The sequence below is a fragment of the Roseibium sp. TrichSKD4 genome (genome assembly GCF_000148725.1).
In the GTDB taxonomy this organism is placed as follows: domain Bacteria; phylum Pseudomonadota; class Alphaproteobacteria; order Rhizobiales; family Stappiaceae; genus Roseibium.
Genome location: NZ_GL476315.1, coordinates 73,769 through 98,339 on the forward strand (window position 1 = coordinate 73,769; position 24,571 = coordinate 98,339).

The following is a 24,571-nucleotide window of genomic DNA, read 5'->3' on the forward strand; positions in this document are numbered from 1 at the left end:
TTGATGACGGAGCCGCTCAAAAACTCCGAGTTTGGAGCCGCTTTGTTGAATGCGGGTCACCAAATGCCTGCTGGTGTAATCGGACCTGACGGAGCACCTGCCCCTAAGCGGTTTAACGTTTATCGAAACAATGTGGTTGTCAGTTTGACGGAAGCACTGGCGGCGACTTATCCGACGCTGCAAAAGCTGCTTGGCGAAGAGTATTTCGCAGCTTTGGCGCGCGAGTATATCGGGAAATATCCTCCCAAAAGCCCGGTACTGATTTGGTATGGGCAGGAACTTGCGGACTTTGTTGAGAGTTTTCCGCCGCTGTCAACGTATCCCTATCTTGCAGATGTCGCTCGATTCGAATGGGCTTGGCTGCAAGCTTACCATGCGGCGGATCAGGTCGCTCTTGACCCTGCGGCGCTGGCTGAAATTGCAGCTGACGCCTTGGCGGATATCCGCTTCCGCGCGCACGCTGCAACGCATCTCTTAACGTCGTCATGGCCGATATATGATCTTTTACAGGCCAATCGCTTCGGGGCATGTTCCCCTGAAGACGTTGATATGAAATCGGCTCAGTCAGTTCTCATAACACGCCCGGATATCGAAGTTGTCATTAAGCCGTTGCGCTCGGGTGGGCATGAATTCTTTTCAGCCCTGATCAATGGCGAAACTCTGGGTCTTGCTGCTGGTGTCGCAATGGAAAAAAGCTCGACATTCGACTTGTCAGCCAATCTGAGTGATGCTCTGGAAAGCGGAGCATTTGTTGAAATACTGTAAAGGAAGTTGTAGCGGATATCTGATCTATCCAGCTGCAGGGAGGCACTATGAGTAGTCTGATTGGATTTTTGTACCGTCTTTACAACGGCGTTTTCGATTTGCTGGAACGCCTGACAGACGGATGGTTTCTCGGCCTTGCTTCCCGTTTGATCTTTGCAGCCGTTCTGTTTCAGTTTTTCTGGAACTCAGCGCTGACCAAAATCGGCGGCAGCATCATGAACATCTTTACACCAACCTCCGGTGCTTACGTTCAAATGCTGCCCAAGATGATGGAACAGGTTAGCTATGACATTAGTCAGATCGCTTTTTTCCCTTACGGCCTGATCGTCCTTCTAGGCACCTGGGCAGAGTTTATTCTGCCTGTGATGGTGGTGATTGGCCTGTTCACGCGAGCTGCCAGTCTCGGAATGATCGTCTTTATCATTGTCATGTCAGTGGTGGATGTCACGGGACATAGTGTGGATGCCAAGACGATCGGAGCGCTGTTTGATGGTGATCCGTATAGTGTCATTTCTGATGACCGTCTTCTTTGGATCTTCCTGTTGCTTGTGCCTGTGCTCAAAGGACCGGGCTATCTTTCGCTGGATACGATTTTGGGATCCTACTACCGTAAGCGCGAACAGTATTATTAAGCGATCAGCTTGCCAGATGAAGACCCGGTCTTTAGATCGGGTCTTATGAATTTTGCGAGCGACAATTGGGCAGGTGCAAGCGATGCCGTGATGGCAGCTCTTGCGCGCCATAATGCGGGACCGGCCCCGGCCTATGGGTCCGATCCCTTGACTGTGTCTATGACCGAGCGCTTCTCGGAGCTTTTTGAGCGCGAAGTCGCTGTCTATTTTGTGGGGACTGGAACGGCAGCCAATTCGCTGTCGCTTGCTGCTTATGGGAAACCGGGCGGGGTCATCTTCTGCCATCAGGATTCGCACATTCAGGTTGATGAATGCGGCTGTCCGGAATTCATGACCTCAGGAGGTAAACTCGTCGGCGTGCCGGGTGAGGGCGGCAAAATGACCCCCGGTGGCTTGCGCGAGAAAATGAGCGCGTTCCCGGACGGGGTTGTTCATCACGGTCAAGTCGCGGCAGTTTCGCTGACACAAGCGACAGAAAGTGGCACGGTTTACAGCCTTGCTGAAATAGAAGCGATAAAATCAGAGGCTGCCGCGCGAAATGTCCCCCTCCACATGGATGGCGCGCGCTTTGCCAATGCACTTGTCTCTCTAAGTGTCACTCCTGCCGAAATGACCTGGAAAACCGGTGTTGATGTCTTGTCCTTCGGGGCAACGAAAAATGGCTGTTGGTGCGCTGAAGCGGTCGTCTTCTTCGATCTTGAGACTGCCAAAGGCTTTGAATACTTCCGGAAACGCGGCGGGCATCTGTTTTCAAAAAGTCGTTTTGTGGCAGCCCAATTCGATGGGTATTTTGAGAATAACGCGTGGTTGGAAACAGCGCGCCATGCAAATGCAATGGCGTCAAAGCTTGAAGTAGGAATTCAATCAGCGGGCGGACGTTTTCCATGGCCGGTTCAGGCCAACGAACTGTTTCCAGTGATCAAACGATCCCAGTTCGGAGAACTCAAAGAAGTAGGGGCTCATCTTTATGATTGGCCGTCTTCCGGGCTTCCTGAGAGTGAGCGCCCTTCAGATGATGAGGTTATGGTGCGTATGGTGGCGAGCTTCGCGACAACCGAAGCCGAAGTCGAAGAATTTTTGGCCCAACTCAAGGGCTGAGACCGCATCGCTTTCAAAATAAAGGCGCCCGAAAATTCGGGCGCCACTTCTTTTTCTCAATGCTGATGTCAATCAGCGGATCCAAACACACGAATTAGTGCGGTTTGGTCTCGATCTGTTTGGCCGAACCGGTTCCGATTTCGATCTTGCGAGGTTTCATCGCTTCGGGGAGTTCACGCACAAGGTCAATGTGAAGTAGGCCGTTCTCGAGTTGGGCACCGTCTACACGGACATATTCGGCCAATTGGAACCGGCGCTCAAAGGCACGCGACGCAATACCGCGATACAGGACTTCGCGGTCGCTTTCGCTATCTTCCGCTTTCTCACCTTTGATCGTGAGTGTGTGCTCTTTTGCTTCCACATTCAGATCTTTGTCGGCAAATCCGGCTACGGCCATTGTGATCCGGTACGCATTTTCGCCTGTACGTTCAATATTGTACGGCGGGTAGCTCGGTGTGTCCGAGTTGCTGGAATCCAGCATGGAAAACAGACGGTCGAACCCAACGGTGGAGCGATACAGCGGAGAAAAATCATAGTGACGCATGGTTTCGTGTCCTCATCTTGAGCAACATGATGTCAATTTGCTTATTAGCCCCCCAGTGTTGGCGGAGCTGTTCAGCATATTTGCTGACCCGATCTGCGGCGCCAACAATAAAACAGATGGGGATTGCCAAATTTGCTTTCAAGAGGTGTGTCGCTTCAGAAAATGCATCTGCCTCATTTCGCTGAATGCCCGATGAACAAGTGCTTCTGATTGAGTTCAACCGGTCACGGCTAATGTCTCCTCAACGCTTGAAAACGCAGGCGTCGAGCAGGAGACAGATCATGAGCATATTGCAGAAGTCAGCGCGGTCCATGTTTGCGGGCCTGATTATTGCCAGCACGGTCCTTACCGGGTTTCAGGCGCAAGCCGCGTCTCCGATGCTTCTGGGAGGTGGAAAGTTGTTTGCTCAAGGCGAACACGCCAAAGGTCCGGTTAAAACGATCCACGACAAGAAGCGGCGTCACAATCACCGCGGGGATGGCCGCCACTGGCATGATCATGGTTCACGTTGGGATGTGCGGCCACTTCGTCCGCGCCAAATTCGCAGAAGTCTGCGTCATCGTGGATTTCGCGCCATTCAGATTATAGATCGCCGCCGTGGAGCTTATGTCGTTCGAGCCGTTGGTTGGCGTGGTCGCCCGGTGAAGTTGGTTGTGGACGCAAGACCGCCCAGATTATTCGCCGGAAGCCGATTCGTCGCGGATATCACTGGAGCTATCATTGGTGATTGAGGGATTGGCGCGGATTGATCCCCAATTTGCGCCCTTAATCGCTTGTGGCCGACAGCGAGCAGGGATAACAATTGTTCATCCAATCGCTTGTGAAGCCTAAATGAATCTAACCGATCATCCAGACAATCCAGTGCCACCTGACGCAAAGGTGGGTTTTGTGACAACACAGGACGGGCGGAAGCTGCGCTATGCCCATTGGCCTGCGTTGGGATCCGTTCGCAAGGGAACCGTGACAGTTCTGCAGGGACGGGCCGAGTTCATCGAAAAGTACTTCGAGGTTATCAGCGATCTGCGAAGCCGGGGGTTTGCAGTCATCACCTTCGATTGGCGCGGGCAGGGTGGTTCGGACAGGGGCACCCGAAATCCCAAAAAGGGTCACGTTTTTTCTTTTGCAGCTTATCGGGAAGACCTCCGGACTGTTTTGAAAAAGGTTTCTCTGGCTGAGTATCCAGGGCCGCATTTCGCGCTAGCTCATTCCACTGGCGGAGCCATCCTCCTGTCTGATTCAGCGCGGCTTAGAACGATGCTGGATCGTGTTGTGGTCATTGCCCCGTTGTTTGCCCTGCCAGCAGGCGAATTTGAGCGAAAAGTAACGCGTGTTTTCGGAACGATCCGCCGTGTTTTGACGCTCGGGCGCTATCAGGTTCCCTATTCCAAACGCCGGTCTGGTAGGCCATCCAAAATCATTGAAGCCTTGGCGTTTCCGCTTGCACGCTTTCTGGGTTTGATCGGGTTGGGGCGATCTTTTGTTCCGGGCGGGAGCGGCGAGGTGTTTGTTCCATTTGAAGAAAACCGACAGACTTCTGATCCTGTTCGGTTTAAGCGCTTCGGAGAGGTGTTAAAGGCCAATCCTGATCTTGGCATTGGTGCTCCGACAATTGGTTGGGTGCGGGCTGCATCCAAATGCATGGCTCGTTTTCGCCAGAGGGACTTTGGCCCATCCATGAAATTGCCGTGCCTTGTCGTGGCCGCAGGTGCGGACCGGATTGTGTCTACTCCGGCTATTGAGGAATTTTGTTCGCGTGTCAAAGCAACAGGTTATCTGGAAATAACCGGTGCCGCGCACGAGATTTTGATGGAACGGGATGAATATCGAGATCAGCTTTTTGCAGCCTTTGATACCTTTATTCCCGGCAAGGATAGCTAAAACGACATAGCCACCAGCGTAGGAACCAGCCCCTATGCAGGAACCTGCGCCAAACGAGAAAGCAAAGCTTCATGCAGCTCAGGATCACCGCTTGCCAGAACGCGACCGCCATTTGCAGGTGATCCGCCGGTCCAAGAGGTCACGACACCACCTGCTCCTTCGATGATGGGGACAAGTGCGACGATGTCATAGGCTTGAAGCCCCGATTCGATGACAGCATCTGCAAGGCCCGCGGCCACCATGCAATAGCCATAACAATCCGTGCCGTAGCGCGCCAATTGTGCCTCAGCTTCAATTTCATCGTAAACCACGCGCTCAGCCTTTGTGAACAAGGCGGGAGTGGTCGTGAAGATCGTTGCGTTTGTAATATCAGAACACGCGCGCGTTTTGAGTGTGCGGTTGCCCAACGGGCCAGTATACCAAGCGGATGTTCGGTCTCCCGCATATCGTTCGCCAACATATGGCTGGGCCATCATGCCCAGACTTGGAACGCCGCTCACTGTGAGGCCAATCAAAGTTCCCCATGTTGGAAGACCGGTGATAAAGGCCCGTGTTCCGTCGATTGGATCAAGAACCCAGACCTTTTCCGCATCCTCATTCTCGGTCCCGTATTCTTCCCCCAATATTCCGTGATCCGGATACTGGCTGTTAATCAGGGCCCGCATGGCTTTTTCCGCTTTGCGATCTGCAATCGTGACCGGATCAAAACCCTCAGCCAGTTTGTTTTCGACGGAATGTCCTGACCGAAAATGCGGCATCGTTACTTTTTCGGCTGCATCAGCAAGCTTGTCCAAGAATTCGGGCAGGGAAGGTTTATGCGGCATAAGAGGCCTCATCAGGGCTATTGGGGATAATTTTCACCTTAATGGCACATCAAAGGGATAGATTCAGCAATTCGTTTGGTTGAATACGCGCGGGGGCATGTACGCAAAAGTGTCCATGAGACATGTTTGGAAATAAAGTTCCTTTACGTCCGATTTTTGCTTGACCTTTGTGCGTTGCGGTGTAGATTTATTGCAGTGCAAAAGACGCTTCGCGCTTTGCACTATCGCCCTTTTGGGCGTTTCCTCCCTAGACTCCGGCCGCCTTCGAGGCGGCCTCTTTTTTATGTGAGGGCTATTCAGCCGCAATAGCACCTGCTGGAAGTGATGCATCCGGCATGGCTGTCAGTTCTCTAGCAAAAACAGTCAGATCCTCACGCAGCTGGTGAAACCCCGGATGAAGGGTCTGGTTATCTTCATTCAAATAAAGACCACGGTTTATTTCCAGCTGGAGGGCGTGAAGACCGCTGTTGGGGCGTCCATAATGCTCGGTGATAAAGCCGCCTGCATAAGGTTTGTTACGGCTGACCTGGTATCCCATGCCTTTCAAGATGTCATAGGCAAAGTTGGTCAGGTCACACGAACAGCTCGTCCCGTAGCGGTCACCAAGTACAAAATCGGGTCGAACATCGCCGGATTGGGTTTTCACCGTGGACGGCATGGAGTGACAGTCGATCAGAACCGCATGGCCGAAGGTCACATGGGTTTGGGCCAATAGGCGGCGCAAAGTGGTGTGATACGGCTTGTAGATTTCCTCAATCCGGAAGAGAGCCTCTGAAACGGGAAGCCTATGCCGATAAATCTCGTGGTTTTCGCTGACAATCCGCGCGACCGTCCCCAAGCCTCCAGCAACCCGAATGGAGCGCACATTGGCGTAAGATGGAAGCCGTCCATCAAACATTTTTGGGTCGAGTTCATAAGGTTCCCGATTGACGTCGAGATAGGCGCGGGGGAAGTGCGCCCGCAACATGGGGGCGCCCAAGGACACAACATCCTTGAACAGATCATCGACATGCGCATCTTCCGAGCGCCGGATAGACACTTCATTGAGGCGCGAGGCTTCCAGAAAGCTTGACGGATATTGCCGACCGGAATGGGGTGAGTTGAACACGAAAGGCAGCCGCTGATCAGCGGGTGTTAGGACCTCAAAAGGTGGATAGCTGTTGAAATCCGGTTGTCCCACGTGTCCCCACGACTGCGTTAACAATAATTCGGACTGTTGCCGATGCCCACTGGATCAGTATGGTGCCAAGGAATTAACATGACGTCCACAAATTCTGGAAGGATTCCTCTGGATAGCCGTTTCACCCTATCTTTACGGCCAGTAACGACTATAACCGGCTATCGGTACATCCGGCTGTTTCCGCTCCGGTCCACTTAAACACTTGCACGATGATGGTTTGACACAATGCCGCGTATTCTTCTTGCGGAAGATGACAATGACATGCGCCGCTTTCTGGCCAAGGCTCTCGAAAATGCCGGGCATGATGTGGTGTCCTTCGATAACGGGAAAAGCGCCTATGAGCGCCTTCGGGAGGAGCCGTTTTCGCTGCTCTTGACCGATATCGTGATGCCGGAAATGGATGGCATCGAACTGGCGCGTCGGGCGACCCAGCTGGATCCCGATTTGAAGGTGATGTTCATCACCGGTTTTGCCGCTGTTGCGCTGAACCCGGAATCCGATGCGCCAAAAGACGCCAAGGTCCTGTCCAAGCCGTTCCATTTGAAGGACTTGGTGCAGGAAGTGGAAAAAATGATGTCGGAGTAAGAGGCGCGCTGCCGGATTTTTCCCCATCTGTGAAGTTCTTTCACAGTTCTGCAAAATGGGGACTTGCGCGGGCGGCTGAACCTCGTTATACCGCACTCCACCACGGCGCTGGAGCGCCGATGGCCGAAGGAATTCGGGCGTGTAGCTCAGCGGGAGAGCACTTCGTTGACATCGAAGGGGTCACAGGTTCAATCCCTGTCACGCCCACCATTTTCTGGCTTCTGGACTATCTGGGAAGCTGCGAACCGGTCCTCTGAAAGACTGGCTTGAGCGACAGGAAACTGTCGCCGCCTGACTTGAGGATCAGACAAATGAGCGCCTAAGGCGCTCTTTTTATGTTGAGTCAAGTGAGGCCCTTCCGGGGGACAGTGTCATGAAGATTAAAAACTCGCTCAAAGCTCTGATGAGCCGTCACCGCGAAAACCGCATGGTTCGTCGCAAGGGTCGTGTTTACATCATCAACAAAAAGAACCCGCGCTTTAAGGCTCGTCAGGGCTAAGTGTTTGTCGCTCTGCTTGAAGCAGGGCATGGGACAAACTCTTTTTTGCAGGTTCCACCGGTTGACCGCCGCGCCCAGTGCTTCATAATCACTGGCATGCGGCTGTTTCTGTTATATTTCGGTCTATATATTTTGGCTGCGCCTTCATTGGCGCAACAGGTTCCTGACCTTGGTCCGGATGCCACACCGCCATCTGTTGATGACCTACACGCTCTTCCTGAGCTTGATGAGGAAGAAGGTGCGAAGGTTGTCGCTGACGGAGCAGCCGAAGCAGACAAACTTTCTGCTTTGTACGATAGCTTGGCGAATGCCCAAACCAAGCCCGAAGCGGACAAGATCGCTCGGGACATCCAGATGGTTTGGCTGGATTCCGGCAGCGATACTGTGGATGTCCTGATGAAGCGCGCTGCTGTCGCCTTGCGGTCAGACAAGGCAGGCCTTGCGCTTGACCTTCTTGATATCGTTGTCACCCTTCGTCCTGAATTTGCAGAAGGGTGGAATCGCAGAGCTTCTGTCTTTTACATGCAGGAACAATTCGGCAAATCTCTTGCCGATATTGAGCGCACGCTTGCGCTTGAGCCGCGGCATTGGGGCGCGCTCTCGGGCCTTGCGATCATTCAAAGACGTCTCGGACGTGAAGAGCAGGCGTTGGAAACATTCCGCCGTGCACTGACCATTCATCCAGAACTGGAAAATGCGAAATCTGCTGTCGAAGACCTTTCTTCGAAGGCCGAGGGTGAACCTGTCTGATTGTCTGAGAAGTGCGCCTTTTGCAAATTTTTTCAAACTTGATTGCGCCAGGTTCGCCCTTAAAACAATTGTATGATCTATCTTCTTCTAGCCACCGTTCCTTTGGCGGTAGCGGTTTGTTATACGGCGTTTCAAACCCGCAAAATCTCCTCTGCATATCCAGCAGATGGTGCATTTGTCGAGGTGAATGGCAGACTGCTTCACTATCACCATATCCCCGCTGCCATCGAAGATCCCAAGGCTGATCCACTAACCCTTGTGTTCTTGCATGGGGCGAGCGGGAATGCCAAAGACCCTCTGCTTGCCTTTGGAGATAAGGGGGCAGGACGTTATCCGATGCTGTTTTTTGATCGGCCAGGGCTTGGGCATAGCACGCGGGAATTGGTTGGGGATGCTGCGCCAAAAGCGCAGGCCAAGCTTCTGGCGGCTGCATTGGCGAAAATGGGTGTGGAACGATGTGTCGTGATTGGCCATTCCCTTGGTGCATCAATTGCAGCAGCCTTGGGTCTCCTGGAGCCGGCTCGGGTTAGGGGGCTGGTCTTTCTAGCGCCAGCAACGCACCCTTGGCCGGGCGGCGTGAGTTGGTACTACCGCGCGGCAGCTCTGCCGGTCATCGGTCCGATTTTCTGTTGGACATTGACGCTACCCATTGGTCGAGTGTTGGCTCCCAAATCCATCGACAATGTGTTCGCGCCTTCTTCCCCACCGGACGGGTATGCGGATGCTATCCATCTGGATCTGCTCTTCCGGCCGCATTCGTTCCGTGCCAATGCGCTGGATGTGGCCCATTTAAAGCCGCATCTGCAGGCGCAATCTCAAGACTATACTTCGCTTGAACAACCTGCGTTGATCTTTACCGGGACGAAGGACACGGTGGTCTGGCCGAGTATTCACAGTGATGGTCTGAAGCGGGATCTACCTAATGCGGAGCTTTTTGTTTTGGACGATGCGGGGCATATGCCGCACTTAACGCATTCAACCGAGATATTTGCAGCCATCGAAGAGCTGGCGGATCGCGTGGAGCATGACAGGGCGGCGCGTTCAGTTGCGCAATAAAAAGGCGGCTCGGGCCGCCTTCTTGAATTCGGGTTTTTGTGCTCGATTTTAGACGGCGCTTCGCCCGTCACTTCCAACGAATGCAATGCGCAGCATGTTTGTTGTGCCGGGTGTTCCAAAAGGAACGCCCGCGGTCACAATCACACGTTGGCCCGGCTTGGCAAAGCCCTCTTCATGGGCAACGTGGCAGGCGCGATCAACCATGTCATCTTCATTCGCTGCATCTTCACTCACCACGCAATGAAGCCCCCAGGCAAGAGCCAATCGCCGCGCTGTTGAAAGCACAGGGGACAGCATGATCAATGGGGTTGATGGGCGTTCGCGAGAGGCACGCAGGCCGGTAGCGCCGGATGTGGTGTAGCAAACAACCGCAGCAAGGTTCAGTGTTTCAGCAATCTGCCGCGCAGCTGCTGAAATTGCATCGGCACCGGTTGCTTCAGGATCTGTACGCTGCGAATGGATAATTTGCAGGTAGTTGCCATCCTGCTCCACCTGCTGTGCGATCTTGTCCATGGTGCTGACCGCTTCAACTGGAAATGATCCTGCCGCAGATTCTGCTGACAACATAACTGCGTCGGCACCCTCAAACACAGCAGTTGCCACGTCAGAGACCTCCGCCCGTGTTGGCACAGGAGCTGAGATCATGGATTCCAGCATCTGGGTCGCAATCACGACAGGCTTACCAGCGCGGCGAGCTGCGCGTGTGATTTGCTTCTGGAGGCCGGGGACCTGCTCAAGTGGCATTTCTACGCCAAGGTCACCGCGCGCCACCATGATGGCATCAGACAGCTCGATGATCTCGTCGAGGCGGCCAATGGCCTGGGGTTTTTCAATCTTTGCAAGAACGCCCGCGCGACCGCGTGTGATCTTGCGAACCTCGGCAATGTCGTCCGCGCGTTGCACGAAGGACAGGGCAACCCAGTCCACATTCTGGTCCAGTGCAGCCAACAGATCGCGATGATCTTTTTCGGTCATGGCGCTGGTTGCGATTTCAGAATCAGGAACGCTTACGCCCTTACGATCTGACAATTTACCGCCCACGATGACTTCAGTAACTGCGCGGGTCGCACTTGCTTCGGTGACGCGAAGCTGGATCTTGCCATCGTCGAGAAGCAGGCGGTGTGTCGGCTCAAGTGCCTTTAGAATTTCCGGATGCGGAAGATGCACGCGGTTCTGATCGCCAGCGGCCTTATCGTTGTCCAGAGTGAATGTGGCACCATTTCGAGCATGACAGGGCCGTCGCCAAAGGTGCCAACGCGCAGCTTTGGGCCTTGCAAATCTGCAAGAATGCCAATTGGTCTTCCAACTTTCTCTTCAGCAGAACGAATGCGTTCAACAAGCATCGCCAGACGATCATGATCAGTGTGGCTCATGTTGATGCGGAACACATCCGCACCAGAGCGCCACAGGCTTTCGATGATGTCTTGTTCTGAGGAAGAGGGTCCGAGAGTTGCTAGAATCTTGACTCGTCGGTTACGCCTCATCGCCCACCTGTCCCCTGTTGCACGGGTTCGGTGAGCTGGACGGTCCAGCTGCTTTGTTCGCCCGTGTCTATTTCAAAAAAACCTGTTCGTTCATAGCCGCGGGCGACACAATCTTCGATCCCTCGGATCGTAAACTCCTTGTCGCGTGTGCACATGAATGCACGTCCGCCCCATTCGCCCAGCTGGTCATAATCAACTGCGTAAATGTAATAGTAACGTGACACAAGCGCGCCAGGGAAAAGGGTTTCACAACTGTTTGAGGAGATGTTCCACCAACCTTCTGTCACCCAACCGGCCTTGTCCTTATATCCAATTGCAACACCGACTTTGCTTTCGGTCTTATTGCAAAGGCGTAGATCAGCCCAAGCGGTACTGTTCCCCAAAAGCAGGGCAGCCCAAGTCAGGCTCGTCACGGCGAGCGCTTTAGAAAGGAACCCGAATTTACTCCGGGTGACGGCTTGACGCCGTTTTATAGTTTCAAGCATCGCTGACCATTCGTCTTGCGGCTCTGTAGACATAAGCTTTTTGCGCGTCTACTTGGCTATTGTCAACGTTCGAGTGCTCAAAGTCGTTGACAGGTGGCTATGAAAATCAATGAGTAAAGTGTTTGGGCAAGCAACATGTGCCCTCCAGCTTTATAACTCGTATGATTGCGGCGTTTAAATGGCAGTTGTCATCTTTTGATGGCTGCTGTTCGGAATTGAAATACTTGTACCCTTGGTTGTATTTTTCGCCCGATTTTTCAGTTCATTTGATTCTCGCATGCGAAAGCTAATTTTGCCTTGCTAAGCGGCAAGTTCGGCAGATATGCACGGTTTTCACAATGGTCGAAAATTTGGGCAAGGTTGGCTTTTCGGCGCAAGAAAATTCCGGTGTTTGAACAATAGGGCTCCATTACAACATGACGCGCACTTTGGGTTCCGAACATAATGCAGAAGCCTGGGCACCCATTGAGATGGTGACTGGGCGGCTTGATAGCGGGTTACTTCTTCTGTGTGATCATGCAAGCAATGCGGTGCCAAATGGATATGGTGATCTTGGGTTGCCCAAAGAGCAGTTTGATCGTCATATCGCCTATGATATCGGGGTTCGTCCGCTCACTCTTGAGCTCGCCAAACGCCTTGAAGCGCCCGCATTGCTGACAACCTATTCTCGCCTGTTTATCGACCCCAACCGCGGGGAGGATGATCCCACCATCGTCATGCGTCTGTCAGACGGCGCGGTGGTGCCCGGGAATGCAAAGGTTGATGATGCTGAGCGTCGTAAACGGATTGAGGGGTATCACAGGCCATATCATCAGAAGATCGATCAGGTGCTGGATGATATGATCAAGGTGTCTCCGCCGCCGGTGATTGTCTCGATCCACAGTTTTACACCCAATTGGCGGGGCACGCCGCGTCCCTGGCACATTACGGTTTTATGGGATTCCGATGACCGGGCGGTCCAGCCCCTTCTCACCGCATTAAAAGCGAACGAGACATTGGTGGTGGATGATAATGAACCTTATGATGGCGCGTTGAAAAACGATTGCATGTATCGGCATGGGACGTCGCGAGGTCTTGCGCATACGCTCCTGGAAATCCGGCAAGACCTTATCGCCGATGTGTATGGCGTGAACGAATGGGCGGATAGGTTGGCTCCCATCTTGACTGATGTGGCCAAGCGGTCAGAATGCCGCGAAATTCGTCACTTCCCTTCGCGTTGCGACTAATTTTCGACGCAATACATGACGAATAGACCCTTCACAACGAAAGAGTGACTGACGTGGACGATCAAACGAAAACCGAACTTGAAGCCGCCGCTTTTCGTCGTCTTGTAAGCCATCTGCGGGATCGCACGGATGTGCAGAACATCGACATGATGAACCTTGCCGGGTTTTGCCGGAACTGCCTCTCCAACTGGTATCTGGATGCAGCTGAAGCAAAGGGCGTCGAGTTGGACAAGGCCGGGGCACGCGAGATCGTTTATGGCATGCCATATGATGAGTGGAAGGCGAAGCACCAAACAGAAGCCAGCGATGAGCAAAAGGCGGCTTTTGAAAAGAACAAGCCGGCTCATTAAGGCTGTATCAGCAATCACGACCTAAACAGGTATCGATGACGATTCGGGGCGTGCCTTCCAAAACCCGTTGGGGTGTTGGGCATGCCTTGCACCATAAGAAGGAGAACATGAATGTCCGATCCGGGCGCAGTCGCAGGCGATCAACTTCGCGCATTTATCGAGCGCATCGAGCGTCTCGAAGAAGAAAAGAAAGTCATTTCTGATGACATCAAGGATGTTTACGCAGAAGCCAAGGGCAATGGCTTCGATGTGAAAATCTTGCGTAAGGTTGTTTCCCTTCGCAAGAAGCAGCCACATGAACGTGAAGAAGAAGAAGCGGTTCTGGATCTTTATCTGCAAGCATTGGGCATGACAGGTCCTGCAGGCTAAAGCCTGTATGCAGCTGAAACGAACAAGGGCGGCTTTGTGGGCCGCCCTTTTCTTTTGATTATTTCGCGAAGGTGACTGGCAGCACCACGATGGCGGGGCCTTCAAATCGGTCACTTCTCAAGTTTCCGTAGGGCCGGGAATTAAAACCGCCTTTTACAAACCGGTTGCTGGGGGCAAAGAAGTTCTTCAGACGACGCTGATCCGGATGACGGAGGGATGCAAAGAGCTTGCGACGCATCGTGCCGTCGCCAGACAGCAGCTGTGGAGCGCTTTTGTCAGGCAGCCCGACAAACCCGGACAACGGATCCTGAATTTGGGCCTTCGGAATACGACCCGACAGGGTCTGCTGTGGTTTGATAGATTTCCGAACTGCAGGTTTTTGTGGCGCGCGGGCAATGGCTTTGGACGCCAGGCTCGTGCGCAACGCCGTTTGCGTTGCTGCAGCCGATGCATAGGCCAATGTCGCTGGTGGGCGAGCCGGCATGGGAGCAGGTGTGGCGGTTCCGCCGGTTACAGCTGCTATGGCGGAGACTGCATTGTCAACCGGAGACGCTGGCGGGATCGGAATGCCGTCCGCAATCTGCTTTTTCTTTACAGCTTCATTCAAGCTTGCCGTGATTAAAGCGGTCTGCGGTTTTTGGTTTGGAATGATACCCGCAACGTCAAACCGGTCCTGCGCTGGTACGGGTGGAATGGCTGGATTTGGTGCACCTTGCTCAAGTGCGACTCGTTGCGCGTCCAAAGTTCCTGGAACAACAGGTGCGGTGCTTGCAACTTGAATTGGCGCGGCAATCAAGCCCTTTGGTTTTGGTGCGGGCGCAATGTTAGCGAGAATAACCCGGTCCTCGATCACCGGCTCTGGTGCCTGCTCTGGTGTTTCAGCCGGAGCATCAGGTGTTTTTGCGAGAGGAACTGGAGGGGCTTGTACGACCGGAGAGGGCGCAGCAGCTGGTGTTGCCCGCGTTGCAATCGCACCTGGTGGGGTTGGACCGTCAGAAGCGCCGCTGTTTCCGCCAGTGAACAAAGAAGCAAGCAAGTTGCCACCGTCGTTGGAAGAGTTCCGTGGCGCTGCTGTCGGACGAATGACGTCGCCATTGGATACACTCTGCCCGGTCGTGCGCGCGCGCGGTGTTGCGTTGGTGGAAACCGCTGATGGCCGGATCACGTCACCACTGTTTGCTCGCGACCGGGGTGCGGTATTGGATGCGATCGCTGTCCGGCTGCCAAATCGACCTTTGTTGAGCTTTTCCAGCTTGCCCGCCCGCTCAAGTGCCAACGCCTCTTTATAGCGCTTCATGGGCTTGCGATCGGTCGGCATATGCAAGGTCTTGCCATCAGGGAAAACCCGCGCCAACTGGCTGCGGCTCATACGTGGCCAGTGACGCACGCTGCCTGTGTCCATGTGCACGAAGGGGGAGCCGGATCTTGGGTAATACCCAACGCCGCCCACCTGTTTCAACATGCCGGTTTTGCGCAGCTTCGACAGGTTTACGCCTGGAATGTAAAAGTCCATCGCTTTGCCGAGGGTGTGCTGGCTTTTCTTAGCAACACCCTTGGAGCGTTTGCGGAGCATATTGTTCGTTGCCGGAGAGCGGTAGCTGGATACGACGTAAATATAATCGCGGGCGCCGACTTCCTTATAAACCTCCCAGACGAGGTCGAGAAGCTTAGGATCGATCTTGGTGATTTCGTTACGGCGCCAATCACGCAAGAAGCGGTTTGCTTCGCGCAGACCGGACGAGACGTAGCGCCCGTTCTTCTTAAACGTGACAGAGACTTTTTCCTTAGTATGCGTGTTGTATAGCTTAAGGGTGCGGGTTTCAGCCTCTGCCGCCCCTTGAAACACGCCAAACAGAAATGCAGCACAAATCACAGCAGCTGCTGTGAAACGCTGCACCTTACTCACGGCACGATATGCACCTGACCGATTACGCAATAATTCGTCTCGCCGTAAAAGAGTTGGCCCAGCAGGCCACGTCCCGATAGATCCCTACATCATCGAAATCTTAGCCCTGTCAGGTTAAGAAGCCTTTACCTTGATTGTAAGTGCTCGAAGATCGTGGCAGAATTGCAACGCCTCCACAGAATTTGCAGGAAATTAGCGCTCATAGCTATTTTGCGCAAGACAGCGGTTCGAATCACACCGAACAAGGTTAAGCAGCTTCCCCTTCGCTGCTTTCTTCCAGGCCATACTCCTTCAGCTTCCTGTAAAGCGTCGACCGACCGATACCGAGCCTCTTGGCAACTTCCGTCATCCGTCCAGAGTAATGATCGATGGCTGCCCGGATCAGTTCTTCTTCAATGGCTGACAAGGATCGAATGTGCCCTTGATCATCAAGGTTGGGCATAAATCCAAACGGAGCGCCAGAACTGAAGCCCGCCGGTGGTGCAATCTCATTCTCACCTATGACGTGGCTTTGAGGGGCCGTTTGAGCGTTAGAGGATTGCTCCAATGGTGCTTGGGCGTGTTTGTCTACAGGAGGTGTCGGAGGACGCGATACTGCAGCACTTGGTGCCTGTCTGGTGCGGACCGGATGAGGCCGGTCTACAGCTGCCGCGATTTGGGGAAAGTCGTCCACGGTGAGCTGTGCTCCGTCGCACAGAACAACCGCCCGGAAAACGGCGTTCTCCAGCTGCCGAATGTTGCCCGGCCAGTGATAGGACTGAAGCAAGTCGAGGGTATCGGTCGCAACGCTGGCGACCTGTGGCTTGCCTTCTTCAGCGGAAAAGCGTGCCAGAAAATGATGCGTGAGCGCCGGAATGTCTTCGCGTCGGTCGCGGAGCGGTGGAATCCAGATCGGAAACACGTTCAAGCGATAATAGAGGTCCTCCCGGAAAACACCGTCCTTGACCTCTTCGATCAGCCGCCGGTTCGTTGCAGAAATCAGCCGGAAGTTGACTTTCACTGGCCGTTTGGCACCAATCGGATCGATCTCGTTTTCCTGCAGTGCGCGCAGCAGTTTAACCTGAACATCCTGTGGTAGCTCGCCAACTTCATCCAAAAACAGCGTGCCACCATTTGCTTCCTGAAACTTGCCAACATGCTTTTCGTTCGCCCCTGTGAAGGCCCCTTTTTCGTGGCCGAACAGGATCGATTCAACGAGGTTTTCCGGTATCGCGCCGCAGTTGACGGTGATCATGGGCTTGGATTTGCGGTCACCAGAGCCTTGAATGGCGCTGGCAATCAGCTCCTTGCCGACGCCGCTTTCCCCTTCAATCAGGATCGGGATTTGGGAGGAGGCCGCCCGGCGTCCGAGATTGATCACCCTTTCCATGGCAGGGGAGTGGGTGATGATGTCGTCAAAGGTCAGGGTGCCGGATGCCTGTTTGCGGAACCGGGTGATTTCGTCTTCAAGTGCTGATGTTTTCAGAAGGTTGCGGATGGAAACATTCAGGCGTTCCAGCGAAACCGGCTTAACCGCAAAGTCCTGTGCGCCTGCGTTCATTGCATTGACGACAACATCGATGCCGCCTTGAGCTGTTTGCACAATCACTGGTGTGGCGATCTTCTCGGATCGTAGTTTGGTCAGCACGCCGAGACCGTCAAGCTCCGGCATCACCATGTCGAGGACAATGAGGTCAATGTCGTTGCCATCTGGCCCCATCATGATCTCAATAGCCTGAACACCATTTTCGGCGGTTCGGCTTTTGTAGCCAGCTTTTTTGACAGCTTCCTCCAGCAGGCGGCGCTGGATTGGATCATCGTCCACTATAAGTATTCTGCCGCCACTTGCCTGCATTGGGGTTTCCTGTCTCGGATCTGGGTGATTTGTCTCAATTCGGTCCAGTCTGGTCGTAAATTGGTAAATAAATCTTGCTGTCTGCCCCAAAAAATGCCGGTGAGGGAATTGCGGTCATTTTCAAAAGAGTCCAACGCTGACCAGTGCGTTTCCACATGCTATTGGTGGACCACCATTTGATCATTCTGGAGTGAAATGTATGCCTTCTGCGGAAATTGCCCGTGCCGCCGACGCTCAGGAAACTAGTTCGTCTATGGGAGAATTGCCCAATTGGGATTTGACCGATCTTTACCCGGCACTCGATTCTCCGGAAGTCAAAGACGATTTGAAGGGGGCTGAAGAGAAGGCCAAAACTTTCGAAACGGCCTATAAAGGGCGTCTGGAAGAGCTGGCGACTTCCAATGTCGAGGGGCTTGTGACAGCGATCCGTGCTTATGAGGCTTTGGAGGACGGTCTTGGACGGCTCATTTCCTATGCCGGGCTGGTTTATGCTGGAAGTACAACTGACCCGCAGGTCCAGAAATTTTATGGTGATGTTCAAGAGCGCATTACCGCTGCCAGCACGCACTTGCTGTTCTTCACGCTGGAGTTCAACCGGATTTCCGATGAGACACTTGATCAGGCGATGAAGAATGAGGGGCTGGCGCATTACCGCCCATGGATTGAAGATCTTCGCAAGGATAAGCCCTATCAGCTGGAGGATCGTGTCGAGCAACTGTTCCACGAAAAATCCATTACGGGGCGCGGGGCTTGGAACCGTCTATTTGACGAGACCATGGCAAGCTTGAGTTTCGAGGTTGAAGGCAACGAACAAACTCTGGAGCCGACACTCAACCTGCTTCAAAGCTCCGAACCGGAAAAACGAGAAGCGGCCTTCAAGGCGCTAACCACGACCTTTGGTGAGAACCTGAGGACGTTTTCCTTGATCACCAACACGCTTGCAAAAGACAAGGAAATATCGGATCGCTGGCGTGGGTTTGAGGACATTGCCGACAGCCGCCATTTGGCAAACCGCGTCGAGCGTGATGTTGTCGATGCGCTCGTGTCGTCGGTGCATGACGCCTATCCGCGTTTGTCTCACCGCTATTACAAGATGAAAGCGCGCTGGCTTGGGTTTGAGACCCTCAATGCCTGGGACCGGAATGCACCTTTGCCAAAGTCCGACAATCGGATCATTTCGTGGGAGGACGCCAAGACAACCGTTTTGGAGGCTTATGGCGGATTTTCCGGTGATATGGCCGAAATCGCAGGCCGCTTTTTTGACAAGAACTGGATCGATGCGCCTGCCCGTCCCGGCAAAGCGCCGGGAGCATTCGCCCATCCAACGGTGCCTAGCGCACACCCTTATGTTCTCTTGAACTATCAGGGCAAAACGCGGGACGTGATGACACTGGCCCATGAACTTGGCCACGGTGTGCATCAGGTCTTGGCGGCTGAAAACGGTCCATTGATGGCTCCGACTCCGCTCACATTGGCCGAAACCGCCAGCGTATTTGGCGAAATGCTGACGTTCAAGGCGCTGCTTGCCAAGGCTGATACGGTTAATGCGCGCAAGATCCTGTTGGCTTCCAAAGCCGAAGACATGATCAACACAGTTGTCCGGCAGATCGCGTTTTACAGCTTTGAACGCAAGCTGCATGAAGAGCGACAGAAAGGCGAACTGACATCCAATCAGATTGGTGACCTCTGGATGTCTGTTCAGGCCGATAGTCTCGGGCCGGCGATCCGGCTGAATGAGGGATATGAGACGTTCTGGACGTATATCCCGCATTTCATCCACTCGCCGTTTTATGTCTACGCCTACGCCTTTGGCGACTGTCTGGTGAATTCGCTTTATGCTGTCTATGAGGAAGCGGAAAGCGGTTTTCAGGAGAAGTATTTTGATCTTTTGAGAGCCGGAGGCACGAAGCATCATTCAGAACTGCTGGCTCCGTTCGGCCTGAATGCCAGTGATCCGGCGTTCTGGAAAAAGGGCTTGTCCGTGATTGAGCGCATCATTGACGAGCTTGAGGACCTGGATAGCTGACGGAGGTGCCCTTGGTGCTTACCCACACGCCCTATGACGGCTCGAGCCGACCCTTCACGGTCGGCTTGAAGCCAATAGAGGACCGGGAGTGGTTGGAGCCTGATGCTCGTCTCGAAGCGCACCTTCTTGAAAAACAAAGGCTGTTGTCTGGTGCTCATGGGCGCGTATTTCAGGCAGAACCTGACACTGACGAGGCGCAGGAGGAAATCCTGAACCTTGTCGTCCAACATCTCAAGTCTGTCCATGGCGAACTTTACAGCTTCAATGAGACAGGTGCGATTGTTGGCGATTTGACCATTCCTCTCTCAGGCAGACCTGCTTTGGAAACAGCGGCGCGTCTCATACAGGAAGACCTTGTCTTGATGCGCTCCAGTCCTGATGTATATCGGTTGGCTGCTGCGTGCTTGTGTTTTCCCTCTTCGTGGTCGCTTCGGGAAAAGTTCTCCCAATCCATGCATGCCATTCATGAAAACGTTCCGGGTTTTAATGACGGGCGCATGGGAGCTGTCGTTGAGAGACTTTTTGAGAACTTGAAGGTGGGGCAGTTGGTGTGTCGTTATAACTGGTCGATTTATGACGATGCGGACCTGCACCATCCTGAGCCAAAACAGCTTGCGCCTCAGATCTCAAATGGCGATGCGTCTGCGCTCGCTTCTCTTTTCATGAGGGTCGAGCGCCAGACATTGCGCCGACTGGCCCGAAGCGGAGACATTCTTTTCACCATCAAGATCCATCACGACCCGCTCGCTGAACTGGAGCGTCATCCCGAGCGGGGCAGGCTTGCACGAAGCCTTTCTGACCAGCTTGCTGCGCTCAACACCGATCAGCTTGTCTACAAAGGACTGACACGCCACCGGGAAATTTTGTGCCAAGAACTGCAAGCGCTGGCGCAATAGGATCTTTCGCACTGGTTCTTTGTCTAAAGAAAGCTAAATAAAGTGGCGCGGGCCCAAGAGAGGCCCAGCAAGATTAAGTGGTGGTTGAATGGCGAGAGATCGGGAAAGCAATCGTTTATCGGCCAGAGTAGGGCGTTATGCTCGCGTTGGCACCAATGTTGGCGGTATCGCCGCAAAGGTGGCCGGGGCACGGCTGTTTGGCGTTGGGCTGGATAACGAAAAGAATGCTGCTGAACTTGCTGCCGCGCTTGGTGGTCTCAAGGGACCGCTCATGAAGGTTGCGCAGCTGCTTTCGACCATCCCGGATGCATTGCCGCCAGAATATACGGCCGAACTTGCCAAGTTGCAGGCCAATGCACCGCCCATGGGGTGGGCGTTTGTAAAACGGCGCATGCGGGCAGAGCTTGGCGCAAACTGGCACGAAAAGTTTGACAGCTTTGATAAGGAACCAGCCGCTGCGGCTTCCCTTGGTCAGGTGCACAGAGCCTATGGCAAGGACGGGAGGGCTCTGGCCTGCAAGCTGCAATATCCGGATATGGCATCGGCGGTCGAAGCGGACTTAAAACAGCTCCAGATGCTGTTTTCTGTTCACAGGCGCATGCAGCCAGCCATTGATACGCGGGAGATAGCGAAAGAAATTAGCGCCCGCGTTCGTGAGGAACTCGATTACGAGCGCGAGGCGGCCCACATGGCCATCTATCGCTCCATTTTTGAAAATGAGCCTCGCATCAGGGTGCCTGATCTGATTGAGCCACTGTCGACCAAGCGCTTGCTCACGATGGGATGGCTGCATGGGCGACCTTTGCTCGATTACAAAGAGCACTCGTTGGAACAGCGGAACCTGTTGGCCGAGTGCATGTTCCATGCCTGGTGGCATCCATTCAGCCATTTTGGCGTCATTCACGGGGACCCCCATCTGGGCAACTACACCGTCTATGGAGAACAAGACGCGCCGCATGGGATTAACTTGCTCGATTATGGCTGTATCCGCATTTTTCCACCCGGCTTTGTGCAAGGCGTGGTTGACCTCTATCGCGGGCTTTTGGAAGAGGACGAAGCGCGAACCGTGTCTGCCTATGAGCGCTGGGGGTTCAAAAATCTATCTCGTGAAATTGTTGATGTTTTGAACATCTGGGCGCGGTTTATCTACGGGCCATTGTTGACAGATCGTGTGCGCTCTATCGCCGACGGCATCAGTCCGGCAGAGTATGGGCGCCGCGAGGCCTTCAAAGTGCATTCAGAGCTTAAACGGCTGGGCCCTGTTACCGTACCTCAGGAATTTGTTTTCATGGACAGGGCTGCAATTGGGCTGGGTGGGGTCTTCTTGCATCTACGTGCAGAGTTGAACTTCTTTCAGTTGTTCAATGAGCAGATCGAGCGATTCGATTTGGATGAAGTGGCGCGCCGACAGTCTGATGTTTTGGCGCAATCCGGACTTTTGCCGATGGGTATGTCAAATTGACGCTCATTTAGACGCCAAACTGCGTCAATAGCACCTAACGGAGAGATTGCCCTTTGCAATAGCTTTATTGTAAAGAGAGCAACTGATGATCTTTTTCAATCGGGGGACTGAATGTCTGACGAAACAGCACCGGCAATGGATTATGCCGAGCACGAGCGCACATATGACGCTTTCATCAACTTTTCGAAGATTGGTGTTGTTGCAATCCTCAACATCGTTCTGTGCCTGATCCTGTTCGCCTTCGGTGGCTCCGCTGCCTTCTTCTTCGGCTGGGTGATGCTGGTCGCAACTCTCGCTGCATCCGGCATTGGCATGGCACTGGGCGAGTCCGGCTGGATTCCGCCAACTGCAATTTTTGTTTTGACGGTCCTGATTTCCATCGTGACTGTCTAACGTCTGCATAGCAGATGGTGTGATCCTCTGTAGGGTCAATTCACAAATGGCGCGGGGCAACTCGCGCCTTTTGTTGTTAGGCTCACCGGCCATGAGCAAAGCATGAACAACCCCAGCCCACCGAAGTTTGTCTATCGTCCACCGATGGAGCCTTATCTGGAGGTTCTCCATGTCGATCAGGACATCCTCGTGGTGAACAAACCAAGTGGCTTGTTGAGTGTGCCGGGCAAGGCTGCAGAACATGCAGATTGTGTTGAGCAGCGCGCGCAAGAGCAATTCCCTGATGCGCGAATTGTGCATCGTCTTGATCTGGATACATCCGGCGTTTTTGTTTTGGCGATGAACCGAGAGGCGCATCGGCATCTGGGGCTTCAGTTTGAGCGCCGGAAAACCTCAAAAACCTATGTTGCCCGGGTTTCTGGAGTTCCGGTGACCGAAAAGGGGCGGGTAACGCTGCCGCTTCGTTGCGATTGGCCGAACCGACCGAAGCAAATGGTGTGTTTTGAACACGGCAAGGCAGCGCACACGGATTGGCAGGTCATGGAGCATGACCTAAAAACGGCGAAGCTTCGCTTAATCCCGATCACGGGCAGGTCGCATCAATTGCGGGTTCATTTGCTGGCAATTGGGCACCCGATCCTGGGGGACCGGTTCTATGCGCAAGGGGACGCTTTGACAGCGTCCGACCGGTTGCTGTTGCATGCACAAACTCTGACCTTGCATCACCCTTCAAACGGGGAGCGTGTCACGTTTACTGTGCCGTGTCCGTTCTAGCAGTATTGATCAGATTGCCCGTTGACCGCGGTTCAAGCGGCCAAGATTTTCCCGCGCCAGCTTGTTGTTTGTGTCAAGCGTGAGCGCCTTGGTGTAATTGCGGCGTGCATCGACTTCCTTGCCCAAAAGCTCCAGTGCCAGACCACGGTTGGCCCACGCAACCGAGGACTTCTTGTCCAGGTTGACGGCCATGGACAGGTCAGAGAAAGCAGCGTTCGGATCGTTCAGCTGAAGATAGGAAATGCCACGTGCTGTATAAGGCGCTGCCGCCTTCGGATTGAGGCCGATGGCAGTGGCAAAATCTTCCACGGCCTTCATGTGCTGGTTCTGAGACTGGTAGATCAGACCACGATTGTAAAAGGCTCGGGCATCCGCGCTGTTTTGAGCAATCGCCGCATTAAAATCGTTGAGCGCTGGACCGTTTTGGCCAAGCTGCCGATAAGCATTGCCTCTGCCGACCAGTGCAGGACGATAATCGCCTCTGATATTCAAGGCCCGTGAATAGTCTTGAATGGCCGGTTGCAGTTGTCCCTGGCGACGCAGCACGAGGGCGCGATTTGTGTAGGCCTGATAGGAATTGGGATTGAGGTTCAAGGCGGCGTTGAAGTCAGTCATCGCCTGATCCAGTTTTCCGGCCTGGCCATAGGCAATTCCGCGCGTGTTGTATGCGTTCGCGTCTTGAGGATTGGCTTCAATAACAGACGTCAGCGAATCAATGTTGGCGGAAGACCCAACGGCACGATTGATCGGTACGCCGGAATAAATGCCATCGCTCTGACAGCCGGCCAATACGAGTGCAGACAGGAGTATGGCTGCAAGGTGTTGAGTTCCAAGGGTAAAACGTGAAACGAGTGCTTCGTTTAATTCTGTCATGACCGCTTTTCGACTCAACTCGTGCCTGGGTTACTTACAAACAAAGAGCCGACCGTTGCCCGATCGGCTGCTTGAAGGCCACAATGTGGCGTAAAGTCATGGCCCTAATAGGGCAATCTTAGCGGCGAGCAGCCTTGCCGGGCAAGAGGCCTTCGCGCTGGGCCAGTTTGCGGGCCATCTTGCGGGCGCGGCGGACAGCTTCCTGCTTCTCACGAGCCTTCTTTTCAGATGGCTTTTCAAAACGGTTACGAAGTTTCAACTCGCGGAGAACACCTTCCCGCTGGAGTTTCTTTTTGAGAACCCGAAGGGCCTGATCGACATTGTTGTCGCGAACCTGAATTTGCACGCGTTTGTTCCCATAATGTGGTGCTGCGTTGGTGCAGCATCTGAGATTTAACAAGGAGTTTGAAGTTCGCGCTCTAAGGCTACCTCTCTCTGTTGGACTGCCCGATGAAGGCAAAGACACAGATTTTTCAGGTGGCCACTGACGCGTCGTTCACTTTGGCGCGTCGTCTAGCAGAACACCTTCATTTTGTCCACATGGCACCTGCAGAAAATCCGCGCTCGCACGCGTTCGGATTGATGGACACTGACAATCATCACAGGTATTGGTTTTCGATTGGTTTTTCTGTCCTTCGGTCGCTGCCACCTGAATGTAGCTTAGCGACCTTTATCCTTTGGA

The 24,571-nt window shown here is 53.7% G+C and carries 25 protein-coding genes, 1 tRNA gene and 1 pseudogene; 18 read left to right on the forward strand and 9 right to left on the reverse strand.

Going from position 1 to position 24,571, the window contains the following annotated elements:
* Positions 1–3: 3 nt before the first annotated feature.
* From TRICHSKD4_RS13770 to TRICHSKD4_RS13780, 3 genes are read left to right on the forward strand one after another with little or no spacing between them, the layout of a single operon-like run.
* The gene (locus TRICHSKD4_RS13770; RefSeq protein WP_040616886.1) at positions 4–765 is read left to right on the forward strand and encodes a DUF2063 domain-containing protein; all 762 of its coding nucleotides are present in this window, start codon (positions 4–6) and stop codon (positions 763–765) included.
* Positions 766–812: 47 nt separating this feature from the next.
* Positions 813–1,397, forward strand: a complete 585-nt coding sequence (locus tag TRICHSKD4_RS13775; RefSeq protein ID WP_009467603.1) for a DoxX family protein — start codon at positions 813–815, stop codon at positions 1,395–1,397.
* Between the two features lie 45 nt (positions 1,398–1,442).
* The gene (locus TRICHSKD4_RS13780) at positions 1,443–2,495 is read left to right on the forward strand and encodes a low specificity L-threonine aldolase (RefSeq protein WP_040616887.1); all 1,053 of its coding nucleotides are present in this window, start codon (positions 1,443–1,445) and stop codon (positions 2,493–2,495) included.
* 94 nt (positions 2,496–2,589) lie between these two features.
* Here the strand turns inward: TRICHSKD4_RS13780 and TRICHSKD4_RS13785 are convergent, their stop codons facing one another.
* Entirely contained in the window at positions 2,590–3,039 is a 450-nt protein-coding gene (locus TRICHSKD4_RS13785; protein ID WP_009467605.1) for an Hsp20 family protein, read from the reverse strand.
* Between the two features lie 281 nt (positions 3,040–3,320).
* Between TRICHSKD4_RS13785 and TRICHSKD4_RS13790 the strand changes: the two genes are divergently transcribed.
* Together TRICHSKD4_RS13790 and TRICHSKD4_RS13795 are read left to right on the forward strand one after the other, a co-directional pair.
* A complete protein-coding gene (locus TRICHSKD4_RS13790) occupies positions 3,321–3,770 on the forward strand; it encodes a hypothetical protein (RefSeq protein ID WP_009467606.1) in 450 nt (149 codons plus the stop codon).
* 100 nt (positions 3,771–3,870) lie between these two features.
* Positions 3,871–4,917 carry an alpha/beta hydrolase gene (locus TRICHSKD4_RS13795; RefSeq protein ID WP_009467607.1) on the forward strand — a complete coding sequence of 349 codons (1,047 nt, stop codon included), beginning with the start codon at positions 3,871–3,873 and terminating at the stop codon, positions 4,915–4,917.
* A 32-nt stretch (positions 4,918–4,949) separates the two neighbouring features.
* Here TRICHSKD4_RS13795 and hisN read toward each other — a convergent pair whose 3' ends face one another.
* Together hisN and TRICHSKD4_RS13805 are read right to left on the reverse strand one after the other, a co-directional pair.
* Positions 4,950–5,741: a histidinol-phosphatase gene (hisN, locus tag TRICHSKD4_RS13800; RefSeq protein ID WP_009467608.1), complete on the reverse strand. Its 792-nt coding sequence runs from the start codon at positions 5,739–5,741 to the stop codon at positions 4,950–4,952.
* 292 nt (positions 5,742–6,033) lie between these two features.
* A complete protein-coding gene (locus TRICHSKD4_RS13805) occupies positions 6,034–6,921 on the reverse strand; it encodes an N-formylglutamate amidohydrolase (RefSeq protein ID WP_009467609.1) in 888 nt (295 codons plus the stop codon).
* Between the two features lie 225 nt (positions 6,922–7,146).
* Here TRICHSKD4_RS13805 and cpdR point away from each other — a divergent pair, with 225 nt between their 5' ends.
* From cpdR to TRICHSKD4_RS13830, 5 genes are all read left to right on the forward strand, one after another.
* On the forward strand, positions 7,147–7,506 hold the full coding sequence (gene cpdR, locus TRICHSKD4_RS13810; protein WP_009467610.1) for a cell cycle two-component system response regulator CpdR: 360 nt from the start codon (positions 7,147–7,149) through the stop codon (positions 7,504–7,506).
* Positions 7,507–7,641: 135 nt separating this feature from the next.
* Positions 7,642–7,716: transfer RNA gene (locus TRICHSKD4_RS13815), tRNA-Val, on the forward strand.
* 163 nt (positions 7,717–7,879) lie between these two features.
* Positions 7,880–8,005 (forward strand): type B 50S ribosomal protein L36, encoded by a 126-nt coding sequence (gene ykgO, locus TRICHSKD4_RS13820; protein WP_009467612.1) that lies wholly within the window; start codon positions 7,880–7,882, stop codon positions 8,003–8,005.
* Positions 8,006–8,755, forward strand: coding sequence for a tetratricopeptide repeat protein (locus TRICHSKD4_RS13825; protein WP_009467613.1), 750 nt, complete (start codon positions 8,006–8,008; stop codon positions 8,753–8,755). It begins immediately after the preceding gene.
* A 72-nt stretch (positions 8,756–8,827) separates the two neighbouring features.
* On the forward strand, positions 8,828–9,811 hold the full coding sequence (locus tag TRICHSKD4_RS13830; RefSeq protein ID WP_009467614.1) for an alpha/beta fold hydrolase: 984 nt from the start codon (positions 8,828–8,830) through the stop codon (positions 9,809–9,811).
* A gap of 48 nt (positions 9,812–9,859) precedes the next feature.
* Here TRICHSKD4_RS13830 and pyk read toward each other — a convergent pair.
* Together pyk and TRICHSKD4_RS13840 are read right to left on the reverse strand one after the other, a co-directional pair.
* A pseudogene (pyk, locus tag TRICHSKD4_RS13835) lies at positions 9,860–11,295 on the reverse strand (pyruvate kinase).
* Positions 11,292–11,813, reverse strand: coding sequence for a DUF1036 domain-containing protein (locus TRICHSKD4_RS13840; protein WP_009467617.1), 522 nt, complete (start codon positions 11,811–11,813; stop codon positions 11,292–11,294). The pseudogene pyk and the gene TRICHSKD4_RS13840 overlap by 4 nt, the downstream one beginning before the upstream one ends.
* 383 nt (positions 11,814–12,196) lie before the next feature.
* On the opposite strand from TRICHSKD4_RS13840, the gene TRICHSKD4_RS13845 reads away from it, so the two are divergent.
* The 3 genes from TRICHSKD4_RS13845 to TRICHSKD4_RS13855 all read left to right on the forward strand — a co-directional run bounded on the left by TRICHSKD4_RS13845 (position 12,197) and on the right by TRICHSKD4_RS13855 (position 13,725).
* A complete protein-coding gene (locus tag TRICHSKD4_RS13845) occupies positions 12,197–13,006 on the forward strand; it encodes an N-formylglutamate amidohydrolase (RefSeq protein WP_009467619.1) in 810 nt (269 codons plus the stop codon).
* Positions 13,007–13,059: 53 nt separating this feature from the next.
* Entirely contained in the window at positions 13,060–13,356 is a 297-nt protein-coding gene (locus TRICHSKD4_RS13850; protein ID WP_371256780.1) for a DUF1244 domain-containing protein, read from the forward strand.
* A gap of 111 nt (positions 13,357–13,467) precedes the next feature.
* The gene (locus TRICHSKD4_RS13855; protein WP_009467621.1) at positions 13,468–13,725 is read left to right on the forward strand and encodes a DUF2312 domain-containing protein; all 258 of its coding nucleotides are present in this window, start codon (positions 13,468–13,470) and stop codon (positions 13,723–13,725) included.
* 58 nt (positions 13,726–13,783) lie between these two features.
* Here TRICHSKD4_RS13855 and TRICHSKD4_RS13860 read toward each other — a convergent pair whose 3' ends face one another.
* Both TRICHSKD4_RS13860 and TRICHSKD4_RS13865 read right to left on the reverse strand, forming a co-directional pair.
* Positions 13,784–15,622 carry a DUF882 domain-containing protein gene (locus TRICHSKD4_RS13860; RefSeq protein ID WP_009467622.1) on the reverse strand — a complete coding sequence of 613 codons (1,839 nt, stop codon included), beginning with the start codon at positions 15,620–15,622 and terminating at the stop codon, positions 13,784–13,786.
* 256 nt (positions 15,623–15,878) lie between these two features.
* Positions 15,879–17,465, reverse strand: coding sequence for a sigma-54 dependent transcriptional regulator (locus TRICHSKD4_RS13865; RefSeq protein WP_040616890.1), 1,587 nt, complete (start codon positions 17,463–17,465; stop codon positions 15,879–15,881).
* A 199-nt stretch (positions 17,466–17,664) separates the two neighbouring features.
* Between TRICHSKD4_RS13865 and TRICHSKD4_RS13870 the strand changes: the two genes are divergently transcribed.
* From TRICHSKD4_RS13870 to TRICHSKD4_RS13890, 5 genes are all read left to right on the forward strand, one after another.
* On the forward strand, positions 17,665–19,491 hold the full coding sequence (locus tag TRICHSKD4_RS13870; RefSeq protein ID WP_139052120.1) for a M3 family oligoendopeptidase: 1,827 nt from the start codon (positions 17,665–17,667) through the stop codon (positions 19,489–19,491).
* A 14-nt stretch (positions 19,492–19,505) separates the two neighbouring features.
* Entirely contained in the window at positions 19,506–20,387 is an 882-nt protein-coding gene (locus TRICHSKD4_RS13875; RefSeq protein WP_009467625.1) for a DUF3445 domain-containing protein, read from the forward strand.
* A gap of 88 nt (positions 20,388–20,475) precedes the next feature.
* The gene (locus TRICHSKD4_RS13880; protein WP_009467626.1) at positions 20,476–21,849 is read left to right on the forward strand and encodes an AarF/ABC1/UbiB kinase family protein; all 1,374 of its coding nucleotides are present in this window, start codon (positions 20,476–20,478) and stop codon (positions 21,847–21,849) included.
* Between the two features lie 111 nt (positions 21,850–21,960).
* A complete protein-coding gene (locus TRICHSKD4_RS13885) occupies positions 21,961–22,242 on the forward strand; it encodes an aa3-type cytochrome c oxidase subunit IV (RefSeq protein ID WP_009467627.1) in 282 nt (93 codons plus the stop codon).
* A gap of 102 nt (positions 22,243–22,344) precedes the next feature.
* A complete protein-coding gene (locus TRICHSKD4_RS13890; protein ID WP_009467628.1) occupies positions 22,345–23,016 on the forward strand; it encodes a pseudouridine synthase in 672 nt (223 codons plus the stop codon).
* A 9-nt stretch (positions 23,017–23,025) separates the two neighbouring features.
* Here TRICHSKD4_RS13890 and TRICHSKD4_RS13895 read toward each other — a convergent pair whose 3' ends face one another.
* Together TRICHSKD4_RS13895 and rpsU are read right to left on the reverse strand one after the other, a co-directional pair.
* Positions 23,026–23,889 (reverse strand): tetratricopeptide repeat protein, encoded by an 864-nt coding sequence (locus tag TRICHSKD4_RS13895; RefSeq protein ID WP_009467629.1) that lies wholly within the window; start codon positions 23,887–23,889, stop codon positions 23,026–23,028.
* Between the two features lie 118 nt (positions 23,890–24,007).
* Complete coding sequence (gene rpsU / locus TRICHSKD4_RS13900) at positions 24,008–24,235, reverse strand: 30S ribosomal protein S21 (protein ID WP_009467630.1); 228 nt, start codon at positions 24,233–24,235, stop codon at positions 24,008–24,010.
* Positions 24,236–24,571 lie beyond the last annotated feature (336 nt).